General features: G+C 68.9%; 15 protein-coding genes. 5 read left to right on the forward strand and 10 right to left on the reverse strand.

Annotated elements, in window-relative coordinates; genetic code table 11:
• Positions 1 to 16 precede the first annotated feature (16 nt).
• Together ABZS61_RS01545 and ABZS61_RS01550 are read right to left on the reverse strand one after the other, a co-directional pair.
• Positions 17 to 2,506, reverse strand: a complete 2,490-nt coding sequence (locus ABZS61_RS01545) for a phosphoribosyltransferase (RefSeq protein WP_356414427.1) — start codon at positions 2,504 to 2,506, stop codon at positions 17 to 19.
• 6 nt (positions 2,507 to 2,512) lie between these two features.
• Positions 2,513 to 3,673 carry an HpcH/HpaI aldolase/citrate lyase family protein gene (locus tag ABZS61_RS01550; RefSeq protein ID WP_356414430.1) on the reverse strand — a complete coding sequence of 387 codons (1,161 nt, stop codon included), beginning with the start codon at positions 3,671 to 3,673 and terminating at the stop codon, positions 2,513 to 2,515.
• A 210-nt stretch (positions 3,674 to 3,883) separates the two neighbouring features.
• On the opposite strand from ABZS61_RS01550, the gene ABZS61_RS01555 reads away from it, so the two are divergent.
• Positions 3,884 to 4,753, forward strand: coding sequence for a TerD family protein (locus ABZS61_RS01555; protein ID WP_356414433.1), 870 nt, complete (start codon positions 3,884 to 3,886; stop codon positions 4,751 to 4,753).
• A 33-nt stretch (positions 4,754 to 4,786) separates the two neighbouring features.
• Here the strand turns inward: ABZS61_RS01555 and ABZS61_RS01560 are convergent, their stop codons facing one another.
• From ABZS61_RS01560 to ABZS61_RS01585, 6 genes are all read right to left on the reverse strand, one after another.
• Entirely contained in the window at positions 4,787 to 5,521 is a 735-nt protein-coding gene (locus tag ABZS61_RS01560) for a Tellurium resistance (protein ID WP_356414436.1), read from the reverse strand.
• A gap of 148 nt (positions 5,522 to 5,669) precedes the next feature.
• A complete protein-coding gene (locus ABZS61_RS01565; RefSeq protein WP_356414439.1) occupies positions 5,670 to 6,818 on the reverse strand; it encodes a DUF475 domain-containing protein in 1,149 nt (382 codons plus the stop codon).
• A 69-nt stretch (positions 6,819 to 6,887) separates the two neighbouring features.
• Positions 6,888 to 7,463, reverse strand: a complete 576-nt coding sequence (locus ABZS61_RS01570; RefSeq protein WP_329211423.1) for a TerD family protein — start codon at positions 7,461 to 7,463, stop codon at positions 6,888 to 6,890.
• A 130-nt stretch (positions 7,464 to 7,593) separates the two neighbouring features.
• Entirely contained in the window at positions 7,594 to 8,169 is a 576-nt protein-coding gene (locus ABZS61_RS01575; protein WP_356414444.1) for a TerD family protein, read from the reverse strand.
• A 139-nt stretch (positions 8,170 to 8,308) separates the two neighbouring features.
• On the reverse strand, positions 8,309 to 8,767 hold the full coding sequence (locus ABZS61_RS01580) for a peroxiredoxin (RefSeq protein ID WP_356414447.1): 459 nt from the start codon (positions 8,765 to 8,767) through the stop codon (positions 8,309 to 8,311).
• 164 nt (positions 8,768 to 8,931) lie between these two features.
• A complete protein-coding gene (locus ABZS61_RS01585) occupies positions 8,932 to 9,372 on the reverse strand; it encodes a DUF3052 domain-containing protein (RefSeq protein WP_329211418.1) in 441 nt (146 codons plus the stop codon).
• A 482-nt stretch (positions 9,373 to 9,854) separates the two neighbouring features.
• Between ABZS61_RS01585 and aceE the strand changes: the two genes are divergently transcribed.
• The gene (gene aceE, locus ABZS61_RS01590; RefSeq protein WP_356414451.1) at positions 9,855 to 12,596 is read left to right on the forward strand and encodes a pyruvate dehydrogenase (acetyl-transferring), homodimeric type; all 2,742 of its coding nucleotides are present in this window, start codon (positions 9,855 to 9,857) and stop codon (positions 12,594 to 12,596) included.
• A gap of 59 nt (positions 12,597 to 12,655) precedes the next feature.
• On the opposite strand, the gene ABZS61_RS01595 is transcribed toward aceE, so the two are convergent.
• Both ABZS61_RS01595 and ABZS61_RS01600 read right to left on the reverse strand, forming a co-directional pair.
• Positions 12,656 to 13,081, reverse strand: coding sequence for a peptidase inhibitor family I36 protein (locus ABZS61_RS01595; protein WP_356414454.1), 426 nt, complete (start codon positions 13,079 to 13,081; stop codon positions 12,656 to 12,658).
• Positions 13,082 to 13,267: 186 nt separating this feature from the next.
• Positions 13,268 to 14,878 (reverse strand): MFS transporter, encoded by a 1,611-nt coding sequence (locus ABZS61_RS01600; protein WP_356414457.1) that lies wholly within the window; start codon positions 14,876 to 14,878, stop codon positions 13,268 to 13,270.
• Between the two features lie 114 nt (positions 14,879 to 14,992).
• Here ABZS61_RS01600 and ABZS61_RS01605 point away from each other — a divergent pair, with 114 nt between their 5' ends.
• The 3 genes from ABZS61_RS01605 (at position 14,993) to ABZS61_RS01615 (ending at position 18,126) form a co-directional block, all read left to right on the forward strand.
• Positions 14,993 to 15,661 (forward strand): TetR family transcriptional regulator, encoded by a 669-nt coding sequence (locus ABZS61_RS01605; RefSeq protein WP_356414460.1) that lies wholly within the window; start codon positions 14,993 to 14,995, stop codon positions 15,659 to 15,661.
• A 225-nt stretch (positions 15,662 to 15,886) separates the two neighbouring features.
• Positions 15,887 to 17,101, forward strand: a complete 1,215-nt coding sequence (locus ABZS61_RS01610) for an alpha/beta hydrolase (RefSeq protein WP_356414463.1) — start codon at positions 15,887 to 15,889, stop codon at positions 17,099 to 17,101.
• Between the two features lie 86 nt (positions 17,102 to 17,187).
• Positions 17,188 to 18,126 carry a DUF4429 domain-containing protein gene (locus ABZS61_RS01615; RefSeq protein ID WP_356414466.1) on the forward strand — a complete coding sequence of 313 codons (939 nt, stop codon included), beginning with the start codon at positions 17,188 to 17,190 and terminating at the stop codon, positions 18,124 to 18,126.
• Positions 18,127 to 18,158 lie beyond the last annotated feature (32 nt).

An 18,158-nucleotide genomic window follows, 5' to 3' on the forward strand; every position in this document is an offset into this window, starting at 1 on the left:
AGCGTCACGGGCGCGCTCACTGTCCCGCCACCGCCTTGCCGTCCGCGCCCGTCGCGCCCCGGGTGAACTTCGGGTGGATCAGTCCGACGCAGGTGTACGGGAGTTCGCCGACCTCCTCGACGGGGACGCCGCGCTGTTCGGCGAGCAGCCGTACGTGGTCGAGGTCGCTTCCCGCGCCACGCTTGGCGAGGATCTTCCACGGCACTCGGCGCAGCAGCACCCGGGTCGTCTCGCCGACGCCCGGCTTGACGAGGTTCACGTCGTGGATGCCGTACTCCTCGCTGATCCGTTCGACGGCGGCCCAGCCCTCCCAGGTGGGGGCGCGGTCCGCGGCGAGCATTTCCTTGGCGTCGGCGTCCACTGCTTCGGCGACCTCGTCGAAGCGGGCGGCGACCGTGTCGAGGAAGAGGCCGGACACGTCGGAGTCCGCGAGTTCCCGGTAGAACTTCGCTCCGTGGAAGTCGTCGGGGCCGACGAGGTCGGAACGCAGGACCGTACGGGAGATCAGTCCGGAGACCGTGGAGTTGAGGCAGGCGGACGGGATGAGGAAGTCCTCGCGCGTTCCGTACGTACCGACGCACCCGCCCGGGTCCGCCAGTACCGCGATCTCCGGGTTGAAGCCGTCGAACTCCTCGAGTGCGGCGGCCAGTTCGCGGGTGATGGCGCCCTTGCCCGTCCAGCCGTCGACGAAGACGACGTCCGCCGGGTCGTGATGGGCGGCCAGCCAGCGCAGGGCGTTGGCGTCGATGCCTCGGCCCCGGACGATGGATACGGCGTAGTGCGGCAGGTCGAGTCCGTGCCGGTGCTGGGCCCAGCGGCGCATGAGGACCCCGACGGGGGTGCCGGCACGGGCGAGCGATACCAGCACGGGGCGGGGGCCGCGTTCGGCGAGCACCGTCTCGGTGACCGTTCCGACGGCTCGGGCGATACGGGCGGCCGAGGCGTCCAGGGCGGCCTTGAACAGCTCCTGGTACTGCGGGGTGGGCTGGTACTCGACGGGCAGCGATTCGGCGTAGTGCGCGCCACCGCTCTGTATCGCCTCCTCGCGTTCCTCCGTGGGTGCCTCCAGCACGGTGTCCGAGAGGTCCTGGAGCAGCCAGCCGACGTCGTCCGCCGCGTAGGAGGAGAAGGCGGGGCCCCGGAGGGGTTCGGGCAGCATGGAGGCTTCCTGCCTTTCGAGGGTGGCCGGGAGGACGGGCGAGGGGGCGTACGAGGGGACGACCGCGAGCAGGACCTGGTCCGCGTGCGCGGCGAGCCGGGCGAGCAGCCCGTCGGGGGCGTGCAGCGCCGGGGTGTCGGCGGTGGAGTCGACCACGGCCACGACGGCGTCGAAGCCGGCTCCCGCGACGTTGTACGCGTACCGGTCGCCGGGTCCGTCCGCGGGGTCGTCGTGGGCCGGGAAGACCAGGCGGGTGCGAATGGCGTAGCCGGGGTCGTCGACGGCGAGGACGGGCGAGCGGGTGGTGGTGGAGTACCGCACGTCGGCGGTGGTGGCTTCCTCCAGGGCGGTGCCCAGCCGCAGCGGCGCGTACATCAGCTCTTCGAAGCCGAGGACGAGCACCCTGCGGGCGTCGCCCAGCGCGTCGGCGATCCGGGCGGCCATGTCCGGCAGGGCTGCCTCCAGGGCCGCCCGGTGCACGGGGGTGAATCCGTGGCGTCCACCGTCGGGGAGGCCGTCCGGCCAGCCCAGCTCGACGCGTACGGGAGCGGGGCGGGCACCGCGCGGGGCGGGCGCCTCGGGCGAGGGGTCCTCCTCGTGGGCGGCCACCAGGGCCCGGCCCTTCTCCAGGACGCCTTCGGGCAGCCGTACGGTGCCGCGGGCGCGGGCGACCAGGTCGACCCGGGCGCCGATCTCCTCGGCGAATTCGGCGAGCCGCCCCTGGTCGGCCTCGGACCGCATGTCCACGAGGGTCACGACGACGTACCGCTCCCGGGGGTAGCGCACGTGGAGGTCGCGGATGGTGTTGAGCACGGTGTTGCCGGTGGAGAACTCGTCGTCGACCAGGACGAGCGGTGTACCCGGGGAGTCCTCGGTCGCCGCGCCCGTCAGCAGGTCCGGGTCCTCGGGGAGCAGCAGATGGGACGTCGCGTGCGAGTGCGACTCCTCGAAGCCGCCCGCCGGTGCGACGCCCGCGACGGGGCGCCGGGTCGAGTGGAGGTACGTGGCCACCCCGAGCCCGTCCGCGACGGCGTGGCCCAGGCCGGTCGCCGTTTCCGCGTACCCGAGGACGACAGCCCGCCGGGCCTCGGCCTCGCCCAGAAGGTCCCGCACCCGTTCGCCGAGTTCGAACCCCGCCCCGTACACGAGAGACGGCCGCTGCGGCACATGCTTGCCCAGCACGTTCGACACGAGCAGGTGGGCCCGTTTGGGATTGCGGCGCAGGGCGAGGCCCAGCAGCTCCCGGAGCTCCCCGTCGCCGACGAGCTCGACCCCGAGCCGCTCGGCGACCCAGTCACCCGACCACTTCACGTCCACTGCCTCTTCTTCCGTCACGTGCTCGCCCATGACCACTCAGTCCGCCAGACCCGCGGCCAGGAGCTCGACGAAGCCGACGTCCTCCTTGGCCACTCCGAAGACCTCGGCCCTCTGCAGGGTCCGTTCGGCCCAGGCGCGATGGGGCTTCACTTCGTTCATCTTGTTCGTGTACGCCGAGCGCAGCACCCCGCCGCCGCCCCGGTCCGGCCGCAGGATGTCCTGCGCGTCACTGAACTCCTCGTGGCTCACGACCGACAGTGCGTGCACCGGCAGGACGTGGGACGGGTGGATACAGGTCTTGCCGAGCAGTCCGTTGGCCCGGTCGAGCTCGATCTCGCGCAGCAGTCCGTCGAGGTCGTGCTCGATGAGGGCGGTGCGCAGCTCCTCGGCACGTCCCATGAAGGGGCTGCGGCGCAGTTGCGGTTTGAACATGCGCTCCTGGAGGCGGAAGTACTCCCATACCGGCCCGGTGATGGTGAAGCCGGTGCCGTCGGCCCTGCCCAGCACGTTGACGACGTCACCGATGACCGCGCCGACGATCTGGACGTCGTACGCCGTCATGTCGGGCGCCCGGCGCAGACCGTACGCGGAGCAGAAGTCGGTGACGCCGAGGCGCAGCGCGAGGACCCGGTCCCGGTACTTGTCGACGGTGCGGGCGATTCCTCGGAGGGTGTCGCCCCTGGTCTCCAGGTGCAGCAGCTCGGGCGATTCGAGGACCGGCATAGCGAACAGCCGGCACCCGCCGGCGGCTTCCGCCGCGGTGAGGGCCTCCAGGAACAGCTCTCCCCGCTCCTCCGTGAATTTCGGAAGTACAAAACCGGACAACAATCGGACCGAGTTGCCGAGGCGCTCCACGAGGTCGGAAATCTGTTCCGGCTCACGGACCCTGATGAAGAGCAGCGGCAGTTCGACGCCCCGTGAATCAAGATCGGCGAACTGTCTGACGAGGTTCGCCTCGGCGCCGACGACTTCGGCGTCGTCGATCGAATCCTCCAGGCAGAGCACCATCGAGACGACACCTCGCCTGCGCTGCTTGATCACGTCCTCGGCCAGCTGCGGCCGGTTCGCCGGGCTGTAGAGGGTGGCGCCGAGGGCCACCGACAGCATGCGAGCGGAGGAGCCTGCGTCGAATTCGCACGGCTCCCGGAAGAACAGGCCCTCTCGGGCAGTGGGCGAGATGTGCCCGAAATGACGCATGTGATTCCCCCGTACTGCCTGACAGGCCGGACAACGTATGGCCGGTAATAGTACGTACGGACAGGTGTCGACAGTTCCCCAAGAGTATGAACTTCGGGTAACCCGGCCATTTCTCACTCTCTTCGCGGAGTGCCCCCGCTCCGCCTGCTGACACCTCCCACCCGCGTGTTCGGACCCCCGCGTTGTCCGGGAGGGCCACGAGCAGGCAGGATGACCGCCATGACGCACGCGATGCTGAAGGGCTCGAACGTCCCTCTCGACGCCATGGCCGTACGGGCTGTGCTGCGCTGGACCCCGGGTGCCGGGGTCCCGGACGTGGACGCCTCCGCGCTGCTGCTCGGCGCTTCGGGCCGTGTGCGTTCGGACGAGGACTTCGTCTTCTACAACCAGCCCCGGCATCCCTCGGGCCTGGTGCGAAGGCTGCCCAAGCGCAGTGCCGCCGGAGGGCTGACGGACACCATCGAGGCGGATCTCTCCGCGCTCGACCCGTCCGTGGACCAGGTGGTCATCGCGGCGTCCTGTGACGAAGCGGCCTTCGAGCAGGTTCGTGACCTGCGGATATCGCTGTACGACTCCGCGTCCGCGGACGGCGATCCGCTCGCCGTCTTCGATGTGCGCGCGGAGACCGGCGAGGAGACCGCCATCATCTGCGGCGAGCTCTACCGGCGCGGCGACGGGTGGAAGTTCCGTGCGGTGGGCCAGGGGTACCCGACGGGCCTGGTCGGACTGGCCACCGCGTTCGGGATCTCGGTCGACGAGGCGGAGGCGGCCGCTGAGCCGGACCCGACCCCGCCCGTACCCGAAACCACCACGTCCGCGCCCTCGGCGGCGGCGCCCGTCCCCGACTCGCAGGCCACCGTCCAGCACCAGCAGCCCGCCTACGGGTACCCGCAGCCCGCTGCGCAGCCCCAGCCGGCCTACGGCTACCCGCAGCCCACCTCTGCGCCCGCCTACGGCTACCCTCAGCCCGCCTCCGCACCGCCCGCTTACGGATATCCGCAGCCCGCGGCCGCGGCGGCGCACGCCCCGGATCCGGCGTTCGTGCTTCCTCCGCAGGGCCCGCAGTTCATCCGGTCCTGAGCCGACGGCGCGGTCGCCCTCCACGGTGCTCACTCAGGCCCGCGTCTTGTAGCCGCGTCCCCACTGCATGCCGAATCCGTACAGCCGGTCCAGCTCCGACTGGAAGCCGTACACGAATTTCACCTCGCGGCGCACGATCAGCTCGCCCTTGACGTTCTCCACCGTGAAGACGGCGCAGGAGCGGGCCTGCGGTGCCCGTTCGTCCAGCTCGATCTCGATCCGCGGGCCGTTGCCCGGATAGAGCGTCACCTTGGCGTGCGTGCGGTCGAAGGCCGGGGTCTGGTCGTAGATGTACACGAAGAACAGCAGCCGCTTGATCTCGTCCCGCTTGTCGAGGTTCACGTAGACCGTCTCGCCCGACGGTGCGCCGAAACGGTCGTCGCCGCTGAGCCGGATGTACGGCGGGGCGTTCAGGTCGCCGATCAGGTTGCCCAGCGGCTGCACGACACCCTTGCTGCCGTCCATGAGCTCGTACATGCAGCCCAGGTCCAGGTCGACGTTGACCACGCCCTGGGTGTGCGCCTGGACCACGTCGGGGGTGAAGAGCTTCAGAGGGCGGAGCAGCCTGCCGCTCTGCCGCGACCTGCCCTCGATGTCCGAGGTGCGCATCCGCCAGGAGAGGTTGACGCGCAGGTTCCCCGACAGGGCGCCCTGCTTGTTCAGCGAGACCGTGGCGTGCCGTCTGGAGAGCACGATGGAGTTCGTCGCGGCATTGCCCGACTCGAACTGGTTTTCCCGCCCCGGCCACAGGCTGTCCCAGAAGGCCATCCCAACCCCCACATGTATCGATAGAGCCCGACCCCACACGCGCCCCGAACGTCACTGCGGGGCGGCCACCGGGCCGGGTCCGGGTGTATCCGGAGAACCGCCGCTGTGGGCCGCCCCGCAGAGAGAGCGTTCCTCAATCCCTACCGGGTCACACCCCGGAGGAGACTTCCGCCTTGGAATCGGAGCCGCCGCCGTCGCCGCCGGCTGCCTCGAGCGCCTTGTTGCGCCGCACCGAGGACCAGAAGGACCAGCCGATCAGCACGACGCCGACGAGACCGGTGATGATCTCGTTGATCTCGTACTGGATGGTGACGAGCAGGATGACGGACAGCGCGCCGATCGCGTAGTGCGCGCCGTGCTCCAGGTAGACGTAGTCGTCCAGCGTGCCCTGGCGGACCAGGTACACGGTGAGCGAACGGACGTACATGGCACCGATACCGAGGCCGAGGGCCATGAGCACGATCTCGTTGGTGATGGCGAACGCGCCGATGACACCGTCGAACGAGAAGGACGCGTCGAGCACCTCGAGGTAGAGGAACATGAAGAACGCGGCCTTGCCGGCGAGGACGACCGCGGAGACCGGCTTACCGGCCTTTCTGGCCTCTTCCTCGGCCTCGTGCTCGCGCTCCTCCTCCTCCTCGAGCTTGTTCTCGAAGAATCCGGAGAGACCGCCGACGACGAGGTAGGTGATCAGCCCGGCGATGCCGGAGAGCATGACGGTCTCCGCCTTGTCCGCGTGCCCGCCACCGTGCTGGTGCGCGTGGGTCGCGAACGTCATGGCGGTGACCATCAGGATGATCAGCGCGACGCAGACCGACAGCATGTCGACCTTGCCGAGCTTGGCGAGCGGACGCTCGATCCAGCGCAGCCACTGGATGTCCCGGTCCTCGAAGATGAAGTCGAGGAAGATCATCAGCAGGAACATGCCACCGAAGGCGGCGATGGACGGATGCGCGTCCGTCACCAGTTCCTTGTACCGGTCGGGATCATTGAAGGAAAGATCAATGGCCTCGATGGGCCCGAGCTGGGCACTGATGGCGACGATCACGACGGGGAAGACCAGCCGCATACCGAAGACCGCGATGAGCACACCGATGGTGAGGAAGATCTTCTGCCAGAAGGCACTCATCTTCTTCAGGATTCCGGCGTTGATCACCGCGTTGTCGAAGGACAGCGAGATCTCGAGGACCGACAGGATCGCGACGATTCCGAAGGCCTGCCACCCCCCGTAGATCACCGCTGCGACCAGGCCGAGCGCGGTGACCGCGAACGACCAGCCGAAGGTTTTCAGAACCACTGGCTACCCCATCATTTATGTAAGGGTCTCCCCCGATGAGTACGGGGCTCCCCCGCGCCGTGCGCGGCTTTACGAAACGTTGACCCCGAAGTCTAGAGCGATGCCCCGAAGCCCCGACGCGTACCCCTGCCCCACTGCACGGAATTTCCACTCCCCGCCGTACCGGTAGAGCTCACCGAAGATCATCGCCGTTTCCGTGGAAGCGTCCTCGCTGAGGTCGTAGCGCGCCAGCTCCTGGCCGTCCGCCTGGTTCACCACACGGATGAAGGCATTGCTGACCTGCCCGAACGTCTGCCCGCGATTGTCGGCTTCATGGATCGAGACCGGGAAGAGAATCTTGTCGCAGTGGGCGGGAACCTGGGTGAGGTTCACGATGACCGATTCGTCGTCGCCCTCGCCCTCACCCGTGAGGTTGTCGCCGGTGTGCTCGACGGAGCCGTCGGGGCTGGTGAGGTTGTTGTAGAACACGAACCACTCGTCACCGAGCACCCGGCCCGACTGGCACAGCAGCGCGCTGGCGTCGAGGTCGAAGTCGGCTCCGGTCGTGGATCGTGCGTCCCAGCCGAGCCCGATCAGCACCTGGGTGAGATTGGGTGCGGCCTTGGAGAGGGAGACATTGCCTCCCTTGGCAAGCGTGACGCCCATGCTGTGTCCTCCCCGAGTCGATGGACGGTCTTTCGAACGCACGGCGCCCGTGGGAGGGGCGCGGCGCTCTGCCGAGCTGCGTCCGGCGCCGCACATCGTGCGGCGCCGGACGTGGTGGAGCCGGGTCGGCTCAGACGTTGACGCCGAAGTCCTGCGCGATACCGCGCAGACCCGAGGCGTACCCCTGGCCGATGGCACGGAACTTCCACTCCGCGCCGTTGCGGTAGAGCTCGCCGAAGACCATGGCGGTCTCCGTCGAGGCGTCCTCGCTCAGGTCGTAGCGCGCGAGTTCGGTGTTGTCCGCCTGGTTGACCACGCGGATGTACGCGTTGCGCACCTGGCCGAAGCTCTGCTGGCGGCTCTCGGCCTCGTAGATGGAGACCGGGAAGACGATCTTGTCGACGTCGGCCGGGACACCGGCGAGGTTCACCTTGATGACCTCGTCGTCGCCCTCGCCCTCACCGGTGAGGTTGTCACCGGTGTGCTCGACCGAGCCGTCGGGGCTCTTGAGGTTGTTGAAGAAGACGAAATTTCCGTCGTTGCCGACCTTGCCCTCGGTGTTCGTCAGCAGAGCGCTGGCGTCGAGGTCGAAGTCACCACCGGTGGTGGTACGGGCATCCCAGCCCAGACCGACGATGACCGCGGTCAGGTTCGGCGCGGCCTTGGTCAGCGAGACGTTGCCGCCCTTGCTGAGGCTGACTCCCACGAGTCCTCCAAAAGTGTTGAGAGGGCCGGCAGACACCAGCGCCCCCGTCGTGCGTTGGCATCGGATCAACGATTGGATCCTAGTGACCGGTTCCCTGCCAAAACAGGCTTTTGGCCGGGCGCCGCCAGGAGATCCGGGATCAGAGCGAGTCCAGCGCCTTGATGTAGTCGTTCAGGTCACGTGCGTCGGGCAGGCCGTTGACGACGGTCCAGCGGACCACGCCTTCCTTGTCGATGATGAAGGTGCCGCGCACCGCGCAGCCCTTCTCCTCGTCGAAGACGCCGTATGCCCGGGATGTCGCACCGTGCGGCCAGAAGTCGGAGAGCAGCGGGTACTCCAGACCCTCCTGCTCGGCGAAGACACGCAGGGTGTGGATCGAGTCGTTGGAGACGGCGAGCAGCTGCACGTCGTCGTTCTCGAACTTCGGCAGCTCGTCGCGGAGCGCGCAGAGCTCGCCCGTGCAGACGCCGGTGAACGCGAACGGGTAGAAGAGGAGGACCACGTTCTTCTCACCGCGGAAGTCGGAGAGCTTCACGGTCCGCCCGTGGTTGTCCTTCAATTCGAAATCCGGAGCAGGCGTGTCGATCTCGATCGCCATGAAACGCATCCCTTCGCGACGTCACCACTGACCCGGACTGGCCCGTCCGGGTGATTCCCACCCTACGCAGGGCTTGCCGCCGGACTCGCGCAGGCCCGGACGGGCGCGTACGAAGGCCCCCGGCGGCGCGGTGCCGTCGGGGGCCTCGATGATGGAAAGAACGCTCAGCGCTGCTTGGCCTTGGCCCCCTTGGGGGTGACCAGACGGCTGCCCGTCCAGTCCTTGCCCGCACTGATGCTCTTGGTCTGGGCGAGACCAGCTGTCTGGGCAGCCTCGTTGATGTCGCTCGGTTCGACGTAGCCGTCGCGGCCGGTCTTGGGCGTCAGCAGCCAGACCGCCCCACCGTCCTCGATCAGACCAATGGCATCCACCAGCGCGTCCGTAAGGTCGCCGTCCTCGTCGCGGAACCAGAGCAGGACGACGTCAGCGACGTCGTCGTAGTCCTCGTCGACGAGTTCCTGGCCGATTGTGGCCTCAATGCCCTCACGGAGCTCCTGCTCGACGTCGTCGTCGTAGCCGATCTCCTGGACCACCTGTCCGGGCTCGAACCCAAGCCTTGCGGCCGTGTTGGTCCGTTCCTCCGCGTGGTCCGCGGTCGCGCTCACGGGTTGCCTCCTGATCATGTTTCGGAAAATGCTTCAGCCACGCGCGTACGCGGGGCATTGGCCGTAGTCCACACGGGCTCGGCGAATCGCGCAAGTACCCGGCGTCCGAGACCGCCTAAACGGTGACGTTCCCTGCCACGTCGCCGCAACTTCCGGCATGTCTCCTGCGGGGCCGGCGATGGTGTCCGGACCCTTTACGTCCTTACTCAGCTTATGCCGTTTCGGTCCGCCATTCGGAGTCGAACAGCCTTTGGGAACACATGGCCGGGTTGGGCGTATGGTTGCGGTTTGGGCCGGAGCGCCCTCGTACTGCCGGTACTCGTGCCCGGACCCGGCGTCCGGGAACCCTGTGTTACCCCACAGTAGAGATGACGTTTACGCCCTCGCGGTACACGATGGAGTCGGCGTACAGCAGACGCCCCGGGGGTACGTTCCCCCGCAACCAGGCCCCGAAGAGCACCACCGAACAGCGAAGGAACAGCGTGGCTTCCGGATCCGATCGCAATCCGATCATCATTGGCGGCCTTCCGAGCCAGGTCCCGGACTTCGATCCAGAAGAGACCCAGGAATGGCTCGACTCCCTCGACGCCGCCGTCGACGAGCGAGGCCGTGAGCGGGCCCGTTACCTGATGCTCCGGCTCATCGAGCGCGCGCGGGAGAAGCGCGTCGCCGTGCCGGAGATGCGCAGCACGGACTACGTGAACACGATCGCCACGAAGGACGAGCCGTTCTTCCCCGGCGACGAGGAGATCGAGCGCAAGGTACTCAACGCCACCCGGTGGAACGCCGCGGTGATGGTCTCCCGCGCCCAGCGCCCGGGGATCGGTGTCGGCGGCCACATCGCCACCTTCGCCTCCTCCGCCTCGCTCTACGACGTGGGCTTCAACCACTTCTTCCGCGGCAAGGACCAGGGCGACGGCGGCGACCAGATCTTCTTCCAGGGGCACGCCTCCCCCGGCATCTACGCCCGCGCCTTCCTGCTCGACCGGCTGAGCGAGGCGCAGCTCGACGCGTTCCGCCAGGAGAAGTCGAAGGCGCCGCACGGGCTGTCCAGCTACCCGCACCCGCGGCTGATGCCGGACTTCTGGGAGTTCCCGACCGTCTCGATGGGCCTCGGCCCGCTCGGCGCGATCTACCAGGCCCGGATGAACCGCTACATGGAGGCGCGCGGCATCGCCGACACCTCCAAGTCGCACGTGTGGGCCTATCTCGGTGACGGCGAGATGGACGAGCCCGAGTCGCTCGGACAGCTCTCCATCGCCGCCCGCGAGGGTCTGGACAACCTCACCTTCGTGGTCAACTGCAACCTGCAGCGCCTCGACGGCCCGGTGCGCGGCAACGGGAAGATCATCCAGGAGCTGGAGTCGCAGTTCCGCGGCGCCGGCTGGAACGTCATCAAGCTGGTCTGGGACCGCACGTGGGACCCGCTGCTCGCGCAGGACCGCACGGGCATCCTGGTCAACAAGCTGAACACCACGCCGGACGGCCAGTTCCAGACGTACGCAACCGAGACGGGCGCGTACATCCGTGACCACTTCTTCGGTGACGACCCGCGGCTGCGCGACATGGTCAAGGACATGTCCGACCACCAGATCCTGCACCTGGGGCGTGGCGGCCACGACCACCGGAAGGTCTACGCGGCGTACGCGGCCGCCAAGGCCCACAAGGGCCAGCCGACGGTGATCCTGGCGCAGACGGTCAAGGGCTGGACGCTCGGACCGAACTTCGAGGGCCGCAACGCGACCCACCAGATGAAGAAGCTCACGGTCGAGGACCTCAAGCGCTTCCGCGACCGGCTGCACATCCCGATCACGGACAAGCAGCTGGACGAGGGCTACCCGCCCTACTACCACCCGGGCCGCGACTCGGAGGAGATCCAGTACATGCACGACCGCCGCCAGGGTCTGGGCGGCTACGTCCCGACCCGTGTGGTGCGTGCGAAGCCGCTCCCCCTGCCGGACGACAAGGCCTACGCGACTGCGAAGAAGGGTTCGGGTCAGCAGTCGATCGCCACCACCATGGCGTTCGTCCGCGTCCTGAAGGACCTCATGCGGGACAAGGAGATCGGCAAGCGCTTCGTGCTGATCGCGCCCGACGAGTACCGCACCTTCGGCATGGACGCCTTCTTCCCGAGTGCGAAGATCTACAACCCGCTCGGCCAGCAGTACGAGGCGGTGGACCGCGAGCTCCTCCTCGCCTACAAGGAGTCGCCGACCGGCCAGATGCTGCACGACGGCATCTCCGAGGCGGGCTGCACGGCCTCGCTGATCGCCGCGGGTTCCGCGTACGCCACGCACGGCGAGCCGCTGATCCCGGTGTACGTCTTCTACTCGATGTTCGGCTTCCAGCGGACCGGCGACCAGTTCTGGCAGATGGCCGACCAGCTCGCGCGCGGCTTCGTGCTGGGTGCGACCGCCGGCCGGACGACGCTGACCGGTGAGGGTCTGCAGCACGCGGACGGACACTCGCAGCTGCTCGCCTCGACGAACCCGGGCTGTGTCGCGTACGACCCGGCGTTCGGGTACGAGATCGCGCACATCGTCCAGGACGGTCTGCGCAGGATGTACGGCGGGACCCCCGAGGAGAACGAGGACGTCTTCTACTACCTCACCGTCTACAACGAGCCGATCCAGCACCCGGCCGAGCCCGCGGACGTGGACGTCGAGGGCATCCTCAAGGGCGTGTACCGCTACAGGAGCGGCGAGAAGGGCCAGATCCCGGCCCAGATCATGGCGTCCGGCGTGGCGGTCCCGTGGGCGGTCGAGGCGCAGCAGATCCTCGCCGACGAGTGGAACGTGAAGGCGGACGTCTGGTCGGCGACCTCCTGGAACGAGCTGCGCCGCGAGGCGGTGGACGTGGAGCGGTACAACCTGCTCCACCCGGAGGAGGAGCAGCGCGTCCCGTACGTGACGCAGAAGCTCTCCGGTTCCGAGGGCCCGTTCGTGGCGGTCTCGGACTGGATGCGTTCGGTGCCGGACCAGATCTCGCGCTGGGTGCCCGGCGCGTACCAGTCGCTGGGCGCCGACGGCTTCGGCTTCGCCGACACCCGTGGGGCGGCTCGCCGCTTCTTCCACATCGACGCGCAGTCGATCGTGCTCGCGGTGCTCACGGAGCTGGCGAAGGAGGGCAGGATCGACCGTTCGGCGCTGAAGACGGCGGTCGACCGGTACGCGCTCCTGGACGTGGCGGCGGCCGACCCGGGTCCCGCCGGCGGGGACGCGTAACGGCGCAGATGATTGCGTGAAGGGCGGCGGGACCTCACGGTCCCGCCGCCCTTCGGCGTTCAGTTCTCCCAGATCTTGAAGGCCCTCACCGTGTACGGCGAGCGGGGCACCCAGGTGCCGCCGCCCGGGTAGGTCTCGAACTCCCCGGTCTCCTCGCACTCGGCCGACTGGTAGGTGGTGACGGGGCGCCCGGTGCGGTTGACGAGGGCCTGCGCATGGCCGCCGGCCGGCAGCGGAACGCAGCTCTCGATGTCGACCGTGGACAGTTCATGGGTCTGCCTGGCCCCGGTGAAGTCAGGTTTCGCCCAGAGGCAGAGCTGGCCCGCCCCGCACGGTGCGAGCCCCGCCGGTGCGGCCTGCGGGGCGCTCCGCGAGCGCCCCTGGTCGGCGGGCCCGTGGTGGGCGGCGGGTGCGGTGCCGGCCAGGGCCGTGGCCGGGACGAGCGCGGTGGCCGCCAGGGTGGCGGCGAGAACGGTCGTACGCATGATGGGTCAACCCCCGTGGTCGAGCGAGCCGGAGTGGCTCGGTGTCCGCACTCTGACCTGCGGGGCAGTACGCCGGGAAGGGGCGGGCGCATGGACCACCCTGATAGGCGACAGCCCCGCCGGAACTGTCCGGCGGGGCTGTCGGGTGCGCTGTGTTGACGCCTCGGCGTCAGGGTTTCGGAGGGATCAGATGTGGGCGGCGCCCGCTCCCGCCTCAGCGTTCGCACCGCGCTTGGTGAGCGTGGCGACGAGCGCCGCGACCACGGCGACGATGCCCGCGACCATGAATGCGGAGCTCATGCCCGACACGAACGTGTCATGGGCGACGCTCGTGATCTTCGCCGCGATCTCCGGCGGGGTGCCGGGCGCCACCGGGGGCATCCCGACCTTGATGGCCGAGGACGCCTGGTCCAGCTGGGTGTCGTTCACCGGCGGGAGGCCGGCGCCCTTCCAGTTGTCCCCGAGCTTCGCGTCGACCTGGGCGGCCATGACGGCACCCAGGACTGCCGTACCGAGGCTGCCGCCGACCTGCATCGCGGCCTGCTGGAGTCCGCCCGCGACACCGGAGAGCTCCATCGGGGCGTTGCCGACGATGACCTCGGTCGCGCCGACCATCACCGGGGCGAGGCCGAGACCGAGCAGACCGAACCAGATGGACATGGTCAGCGTGCCGGTGCCGATGCTCAGCTGCGACATGCCGAACATGGCGATCGCGGTGAACACCATGCCGCCGACCAGCGGGATGCGCGGGCCGAGTTTCGTGATGGCGAGGCCCGCGAGCGGCGAGCCGACGATCATCATTCCGGTCAGCGGCAGCAGGTGCAGACCGCTGTCGACCGGGCTCATGCCGTGCACGTTCTGCAGGTAGAAGGTCACGAAGAACAGGCCGCCCATGAAGGCGAAGGCCATCATCACCATCAGCACCACACCTGCCGAGAGGGGCACGGAGCGGAACATGGCCAGCGGGATCAGCGGCTCCCTGACCTTCGTCTGCGTGAACGCGAACGCGGCGAACAGGACGACGGCGCCGACGAGGAACCCGATCGTGTTCAGGTCGCCCCAGCCCCACTCGGAGCCCTTGATCAGGGCCCAGATCAGGCAGAACATCGCCAGCGACAGCAGCACGATGCCGCCGATGTCGAAGGACCTGGGCGCGTTCTCGGCGCGGTGGTCCTTGAGGATCACCAGGCCGAAGACCAGCGCGAGCACGCCGACCGGCACGTTGATGAAGAAGACGGACTGCCAGCTGACGTGCTCGACGAGCACACCGCCGAGGATGGGACCGCCCGCGGTCGAGGCGCCGATCACCATGCCCCAGATGCCGATCGCCATGTTCAGCTTCTCGGCGGGGAAGGTGGCGCGCAGCAGGCCGAGCGCCGCAGGCATCAGCAGGGCACCGAAGAGCCCCTGCAGGACGCGGAAGACGATCACCGCGGTCACGCCGTCGGAGAGGCCGATGGCCGCGGAGGCCGCGGCGAAACCGGCGATGCCTATCAGGAAGGTCTGCCGGTGGCCGAAGCGGTCACCGAGCTTGCCCGCGGTGATCAGGGAGACCGCGAGTGCCAGCATGTAGCCGTTGGTGATCCACTGGACGTCGGCGAGCGAGGCGCCGAGGTCCTGCTGGATGGCGGGGTTGGCGATCGCGACGATCGTGCCGTCGAGCGCAACCATCATCACGCCGATGGCGACGGCGAAGAGCGTCAGCCAGGGATGGCCGCGCAGTCCTTTCGCCGGTGCGGGAACAAGAGTGTCGTCGGGCTCCCGCGGCGCCTTCTCGACAGTGGTCTGACTAGTCATGCGGGGAGATTATGTCAGCGGCTGACAGTTGACAAACCAATTCACAAGTCAGTAACTGTCACGTAGCTCACAGGTAGGTTGATCAGGCCAAAGCGACAGAAAGAGGACCCGTTCGTGACACGCAGGCAGACATCCGGGGCTCCCGCATTCGCGGCTCCGGTCGGATTGCGCGAACGCAAGAAACAGCGCACCCGCGAGGCTCTGCTGCACGCCGCTCTGGAACTCTTCACCACCCAGGGGTACGACCGGACCACCGTCGACGAGATCGTCGACGCCGTCGAGGTCTCCCAGCGCACCTTCTTCCGCTACTTCGCGAACAAGGAGGCCGTGGCCTTCGCCGTCCAGGAGATGGGGGAGTCCCACTTCCTCGCGGAGCTTCGTCAACGCCCCGCCGCGGAGGCCCCTTTCGAGGCAATGCGCCGGGCCACGCTGAACGCCTGGGACAGCATCGCCGACGCCCTCGAGGACGATGTCACCGTCGAACTCCACATGCGCACCTACCAGATGATCGAATCGACCCCCGTTCTGCTCGCCGCCCTCATGCGGCGCAGCGTCGATCTGGAGCACCAGGTGGCTCTTCTGATCGCGGAGCGTGAGGGGCTGGACCCGGAGTCGGACCCTCGGCCCCGGGTGGCCGTCGCCGCGTTCTCCGGGGTGATGCGGCTGACCGGACAGCTGTGGGGACGACGGCAGGACGCGAGCGTGGACACGCTCCGGGCACTGACCGAGATGCACCTGGACCGGCTCGGACCAGCACTTGCCGGAGACTGGCGCACTGCTTAGGCGCACCGAACACCTGTGCCGCACGCCTCACGACCGGGGCATGTCCTAACTCACAACACCCCGGTCCCATGACTGCTTTCGGGGCGCCGAACGGGCTCCCGGCGCGGCGGAGCGTGGGCTCCGTACACACGGAGGGTGAGGTCGCGCCGCCGAATTCCTCGCAGCCGGGTGATGTGCGTCACCCCCCTCACGACGGCTTGTACGCGTCTCCTAGGGTGGGGCTCAGTGACTTCCTTCGACTCCTCCCCCACGCTCACCGCCTGGCGTGCTCTGCTCGCCGTCGCGGTGGTGTTCGTGATGCTGGCGACCACCGGGTGGACCGCCGTGCGTCATCAACACTCCCAAGCACCACGCGAGATCGCGCTCGCCTCCTGGGCCCGTGACCGGATAGCCGGTCACGCCCTCCCGGACACCGACGCGCCGCCGTACCGGCTGGCTCACTTCTTCGCCACGCTCACCGCGGGCCAGCAGGTCGCTCTCGCCGACAAGTACCCGCTCGTGCTGGGGAATCTGAACGGCGCCCCGGTCACCCTTCGCTACCGCGCCAACCGGCATGCGCTGGCCCTGGCCGAGACCGTGGAACAGCAGCGGACGCAGGACACGAGACTCTCGCCCGACGGCCGCCACCAAGCGGTGCTCCGCCTTGCCCGCTTCCGGTCGATGCTCGCCGGGGACCGGCAGATCCTCGCCTTCGACCCGTCGGGCAGGGGCCACGCCGCGGAGGTGTTCGGCGACCTGGACCGGGCGAAGCGGGTCTCCGTGATCGTTCCGGGCGTCGATACGAATCTGCTGACCCTGGAACGCACCGGCCGCAAGAAGAACGCCGCCCCCGTCGGCATGGCGCAGCAGTTGTACGGCGCCGAGCGCGCGGCCCGTCCCGGGACCCGTACGGCCGTCATCGCGTGGGCGGACTACACCGCGCCCGCCGGGATCGGCATGGACGCCGCCCTGGGCGGACTCGCGGCAGGCGGGGCGGTGCGGCTGAACGCGCTGGTGGAGGCGCTGCCAGGCACCTCAGCTGTCTCGCTGTTCTGCCACAGCTACGGCTCGGTGCTGTGCGGGGTCGCCGCGAAGGCCGAGCTGCCCTCCAGGGTGTCCGACATCGCGGTCGCCGGCAGTCCGGGCATGCGTGCGGACAGTGCCGAGGCTCTGGACACCGGCGCCAGGGTGTGGGCGATGCGGGACGGCGACGACTGGATCCAGGACGTGCCGAACATGGCCGTCGGCGGCCTCGGTCACGGTGCCGACCCGGTCGACCCGGAGTTCGGCGCGCGCATCGTGTCAGCCAACGGCGCGGTCGGGCACAGCGGCTATTTCGAGCCGGGCACGGACAGCCTGAGCAACTTCGCCGCCATCGGCGTCGGGGCGTACGACTCGGTCAGCTGCGCGAGCACCGACCAGGCGTGCCACCGCGAGATTTCCGGTGATCCGGACGCCTGACGCGCGTAGAGAACGGTGAAAGGCCTTGCGGGGATTGCCTGTACCGAGGGGGGACGTGCGAGCCTGTGCCGCATACGATGAGGCACATGGGTGATGTGCTGGCCGGAATTCATGCCACCTGGGAGTTCGACACCGACTCCCTGCTCATCCGCTTCGAACGGGGGATCCGCACGCCGAGGCTCTTCCAGAGCCTGCGTGAACGCCGCATTCCGTACGCGGCGTTGTCGTCGGTGACGTTGACCCCGGGCAGGCGGGGGACGGTGGTCCTGCACGCGGTGCCGAGACCGGGCGCCGATCCGCTGCTGGAGGCTGCCGCGGGGCAGCTCAAGGACGGCTGCGACCCCTATCGGCTGGCGCTGCCCGCCGAACGCGAAACGCTCGCGGAGTACTACGCGGACGAGCTGCGGACCACGCTCGGACCGGACGCGGCGAAGCACGCCGACCGGTTCCTGGTCACGGCTCCCGAGGCGCCGATGAACTTCAAGGCGTACGACGGGCGGGCCGGCTTCGACGGGGTCCGGGTCTCCTTCCGGTGGTCCTGGACAGGTGCGTCCAGCGCCAAGTGGAAGGCGGGCGACCAGACCTTCCAGGTGGCGGATCTCAGCGGCGTGCAGTGGCGGTCGCCCGAGGCTCTCGAGGGCTACCTACGGCTGGTGACGCGAGGCGCGGCCGGTGACGCGGACGAGGGCGCCCCGGTGCACGCCCTCGGGCCGGACACGGCGCAGGGCGCCCCGCATCCGGCGGTACCGCACATACCGGTGGACCAGGATCCGGCCGCCGTCGTCTTCGGCCTCGGCTACGGGCCGGTGCACGAGTCGCTGCCCTTCGCCGCGGCCGTACTGGAATCCGTGCGCAGGACACAGTCGGTGCCCGTCGCGGTGGCCCCCGCCCCGGCGGCCGGCGGGCGGCGTGATCCGGCGGACATCGCCGAGCGGATCCGGCACCTCGGAGAGCTGCACCAGGCCGGTCTGGTGACGGACGACGAGTACGGCGCGAAGAAGGCGCAGCTGCTCGCGGAGCTGTAGGAACAGGCGGGCGTCCCGGGCAGCCGTACGGA

It is taken from the genome of Streptomyces sp. NPDC005566, from assembly GCF_040605575.1.
Classification (GTDB): domain Bacteria; phylum Actinomycetota; class Actinomycetes; order Streptomycetales; family Streptomycetaceae; genus Streptomyces.

Bases quoted from the DNA above. Each gene is read 5' to 3' on its own strand.
- ABZS61_RS01615 (WP_356414466.1), top strand. From the start codon at position 17,188: ATGGGTGATGTGCTGGCCGGAATTCATGCCACCTGGGAGTTCGACACC.
- ABZS61_RS01595 (WP_356414454.1), bottom strand. From the start codon at position 13,081: ATGCGTACGACCGTTCTCGCCGCCACCCTGGCGGCCACCGCGCTCGTC.
- ABZS61_RS01545 (WP_356414427.1), bottom strand. From the start codon at position 2,506: ATGGGCGAGCACGTGACGGAAGAAGAGGCAGTGGACGTGAAGTGGTCG.
- ABZS61_RS01570 (WP_329211423.1), bottom strand. From the start codon at position 7,463: ATGGGCGTCACGCTTGCCAAGGGAGGCAATGTCTCCCTCTCCAAGGCC.
- ABZS61_RS01555 (WP_356414433.1), top strand. From the start codon at position 3,884: ATGACCGCCATGACGCACGCGATGCTGAAGGGCTCGAACGTCCCTCTC.
- ABZS61_RS01600 (WP_356414457.1), bottom strand. From the start codon at position 14,878: ATGACTAGTCAGACCACTGTCGAGAAGGCGCCGCGGGAGCCCGACGAC.
- ABZS61_RS01580 (WP_356414447.1), bottom strand. From the start codon at position 8,767: ATGGCGATCGAGATCGACACGCCTGCTCCGGATTTCGAATTGAAGGAC.
- ABZS61_RS01560 (WP_356414436.1), bottom strand. From the start codon at position 5,521: ATGGCCTTCTGGGACAGCCTGTGGCCGGGGCGGGAAAACCAGTTCGAG.
- ABZS61_RS01550 (WP_356414430.1), bottom strand. From the start codon at position 3,673: ATGCGTCATTTCGGGCACATCTCGCCCACTGCCCGAGAGGGCCTGTTC.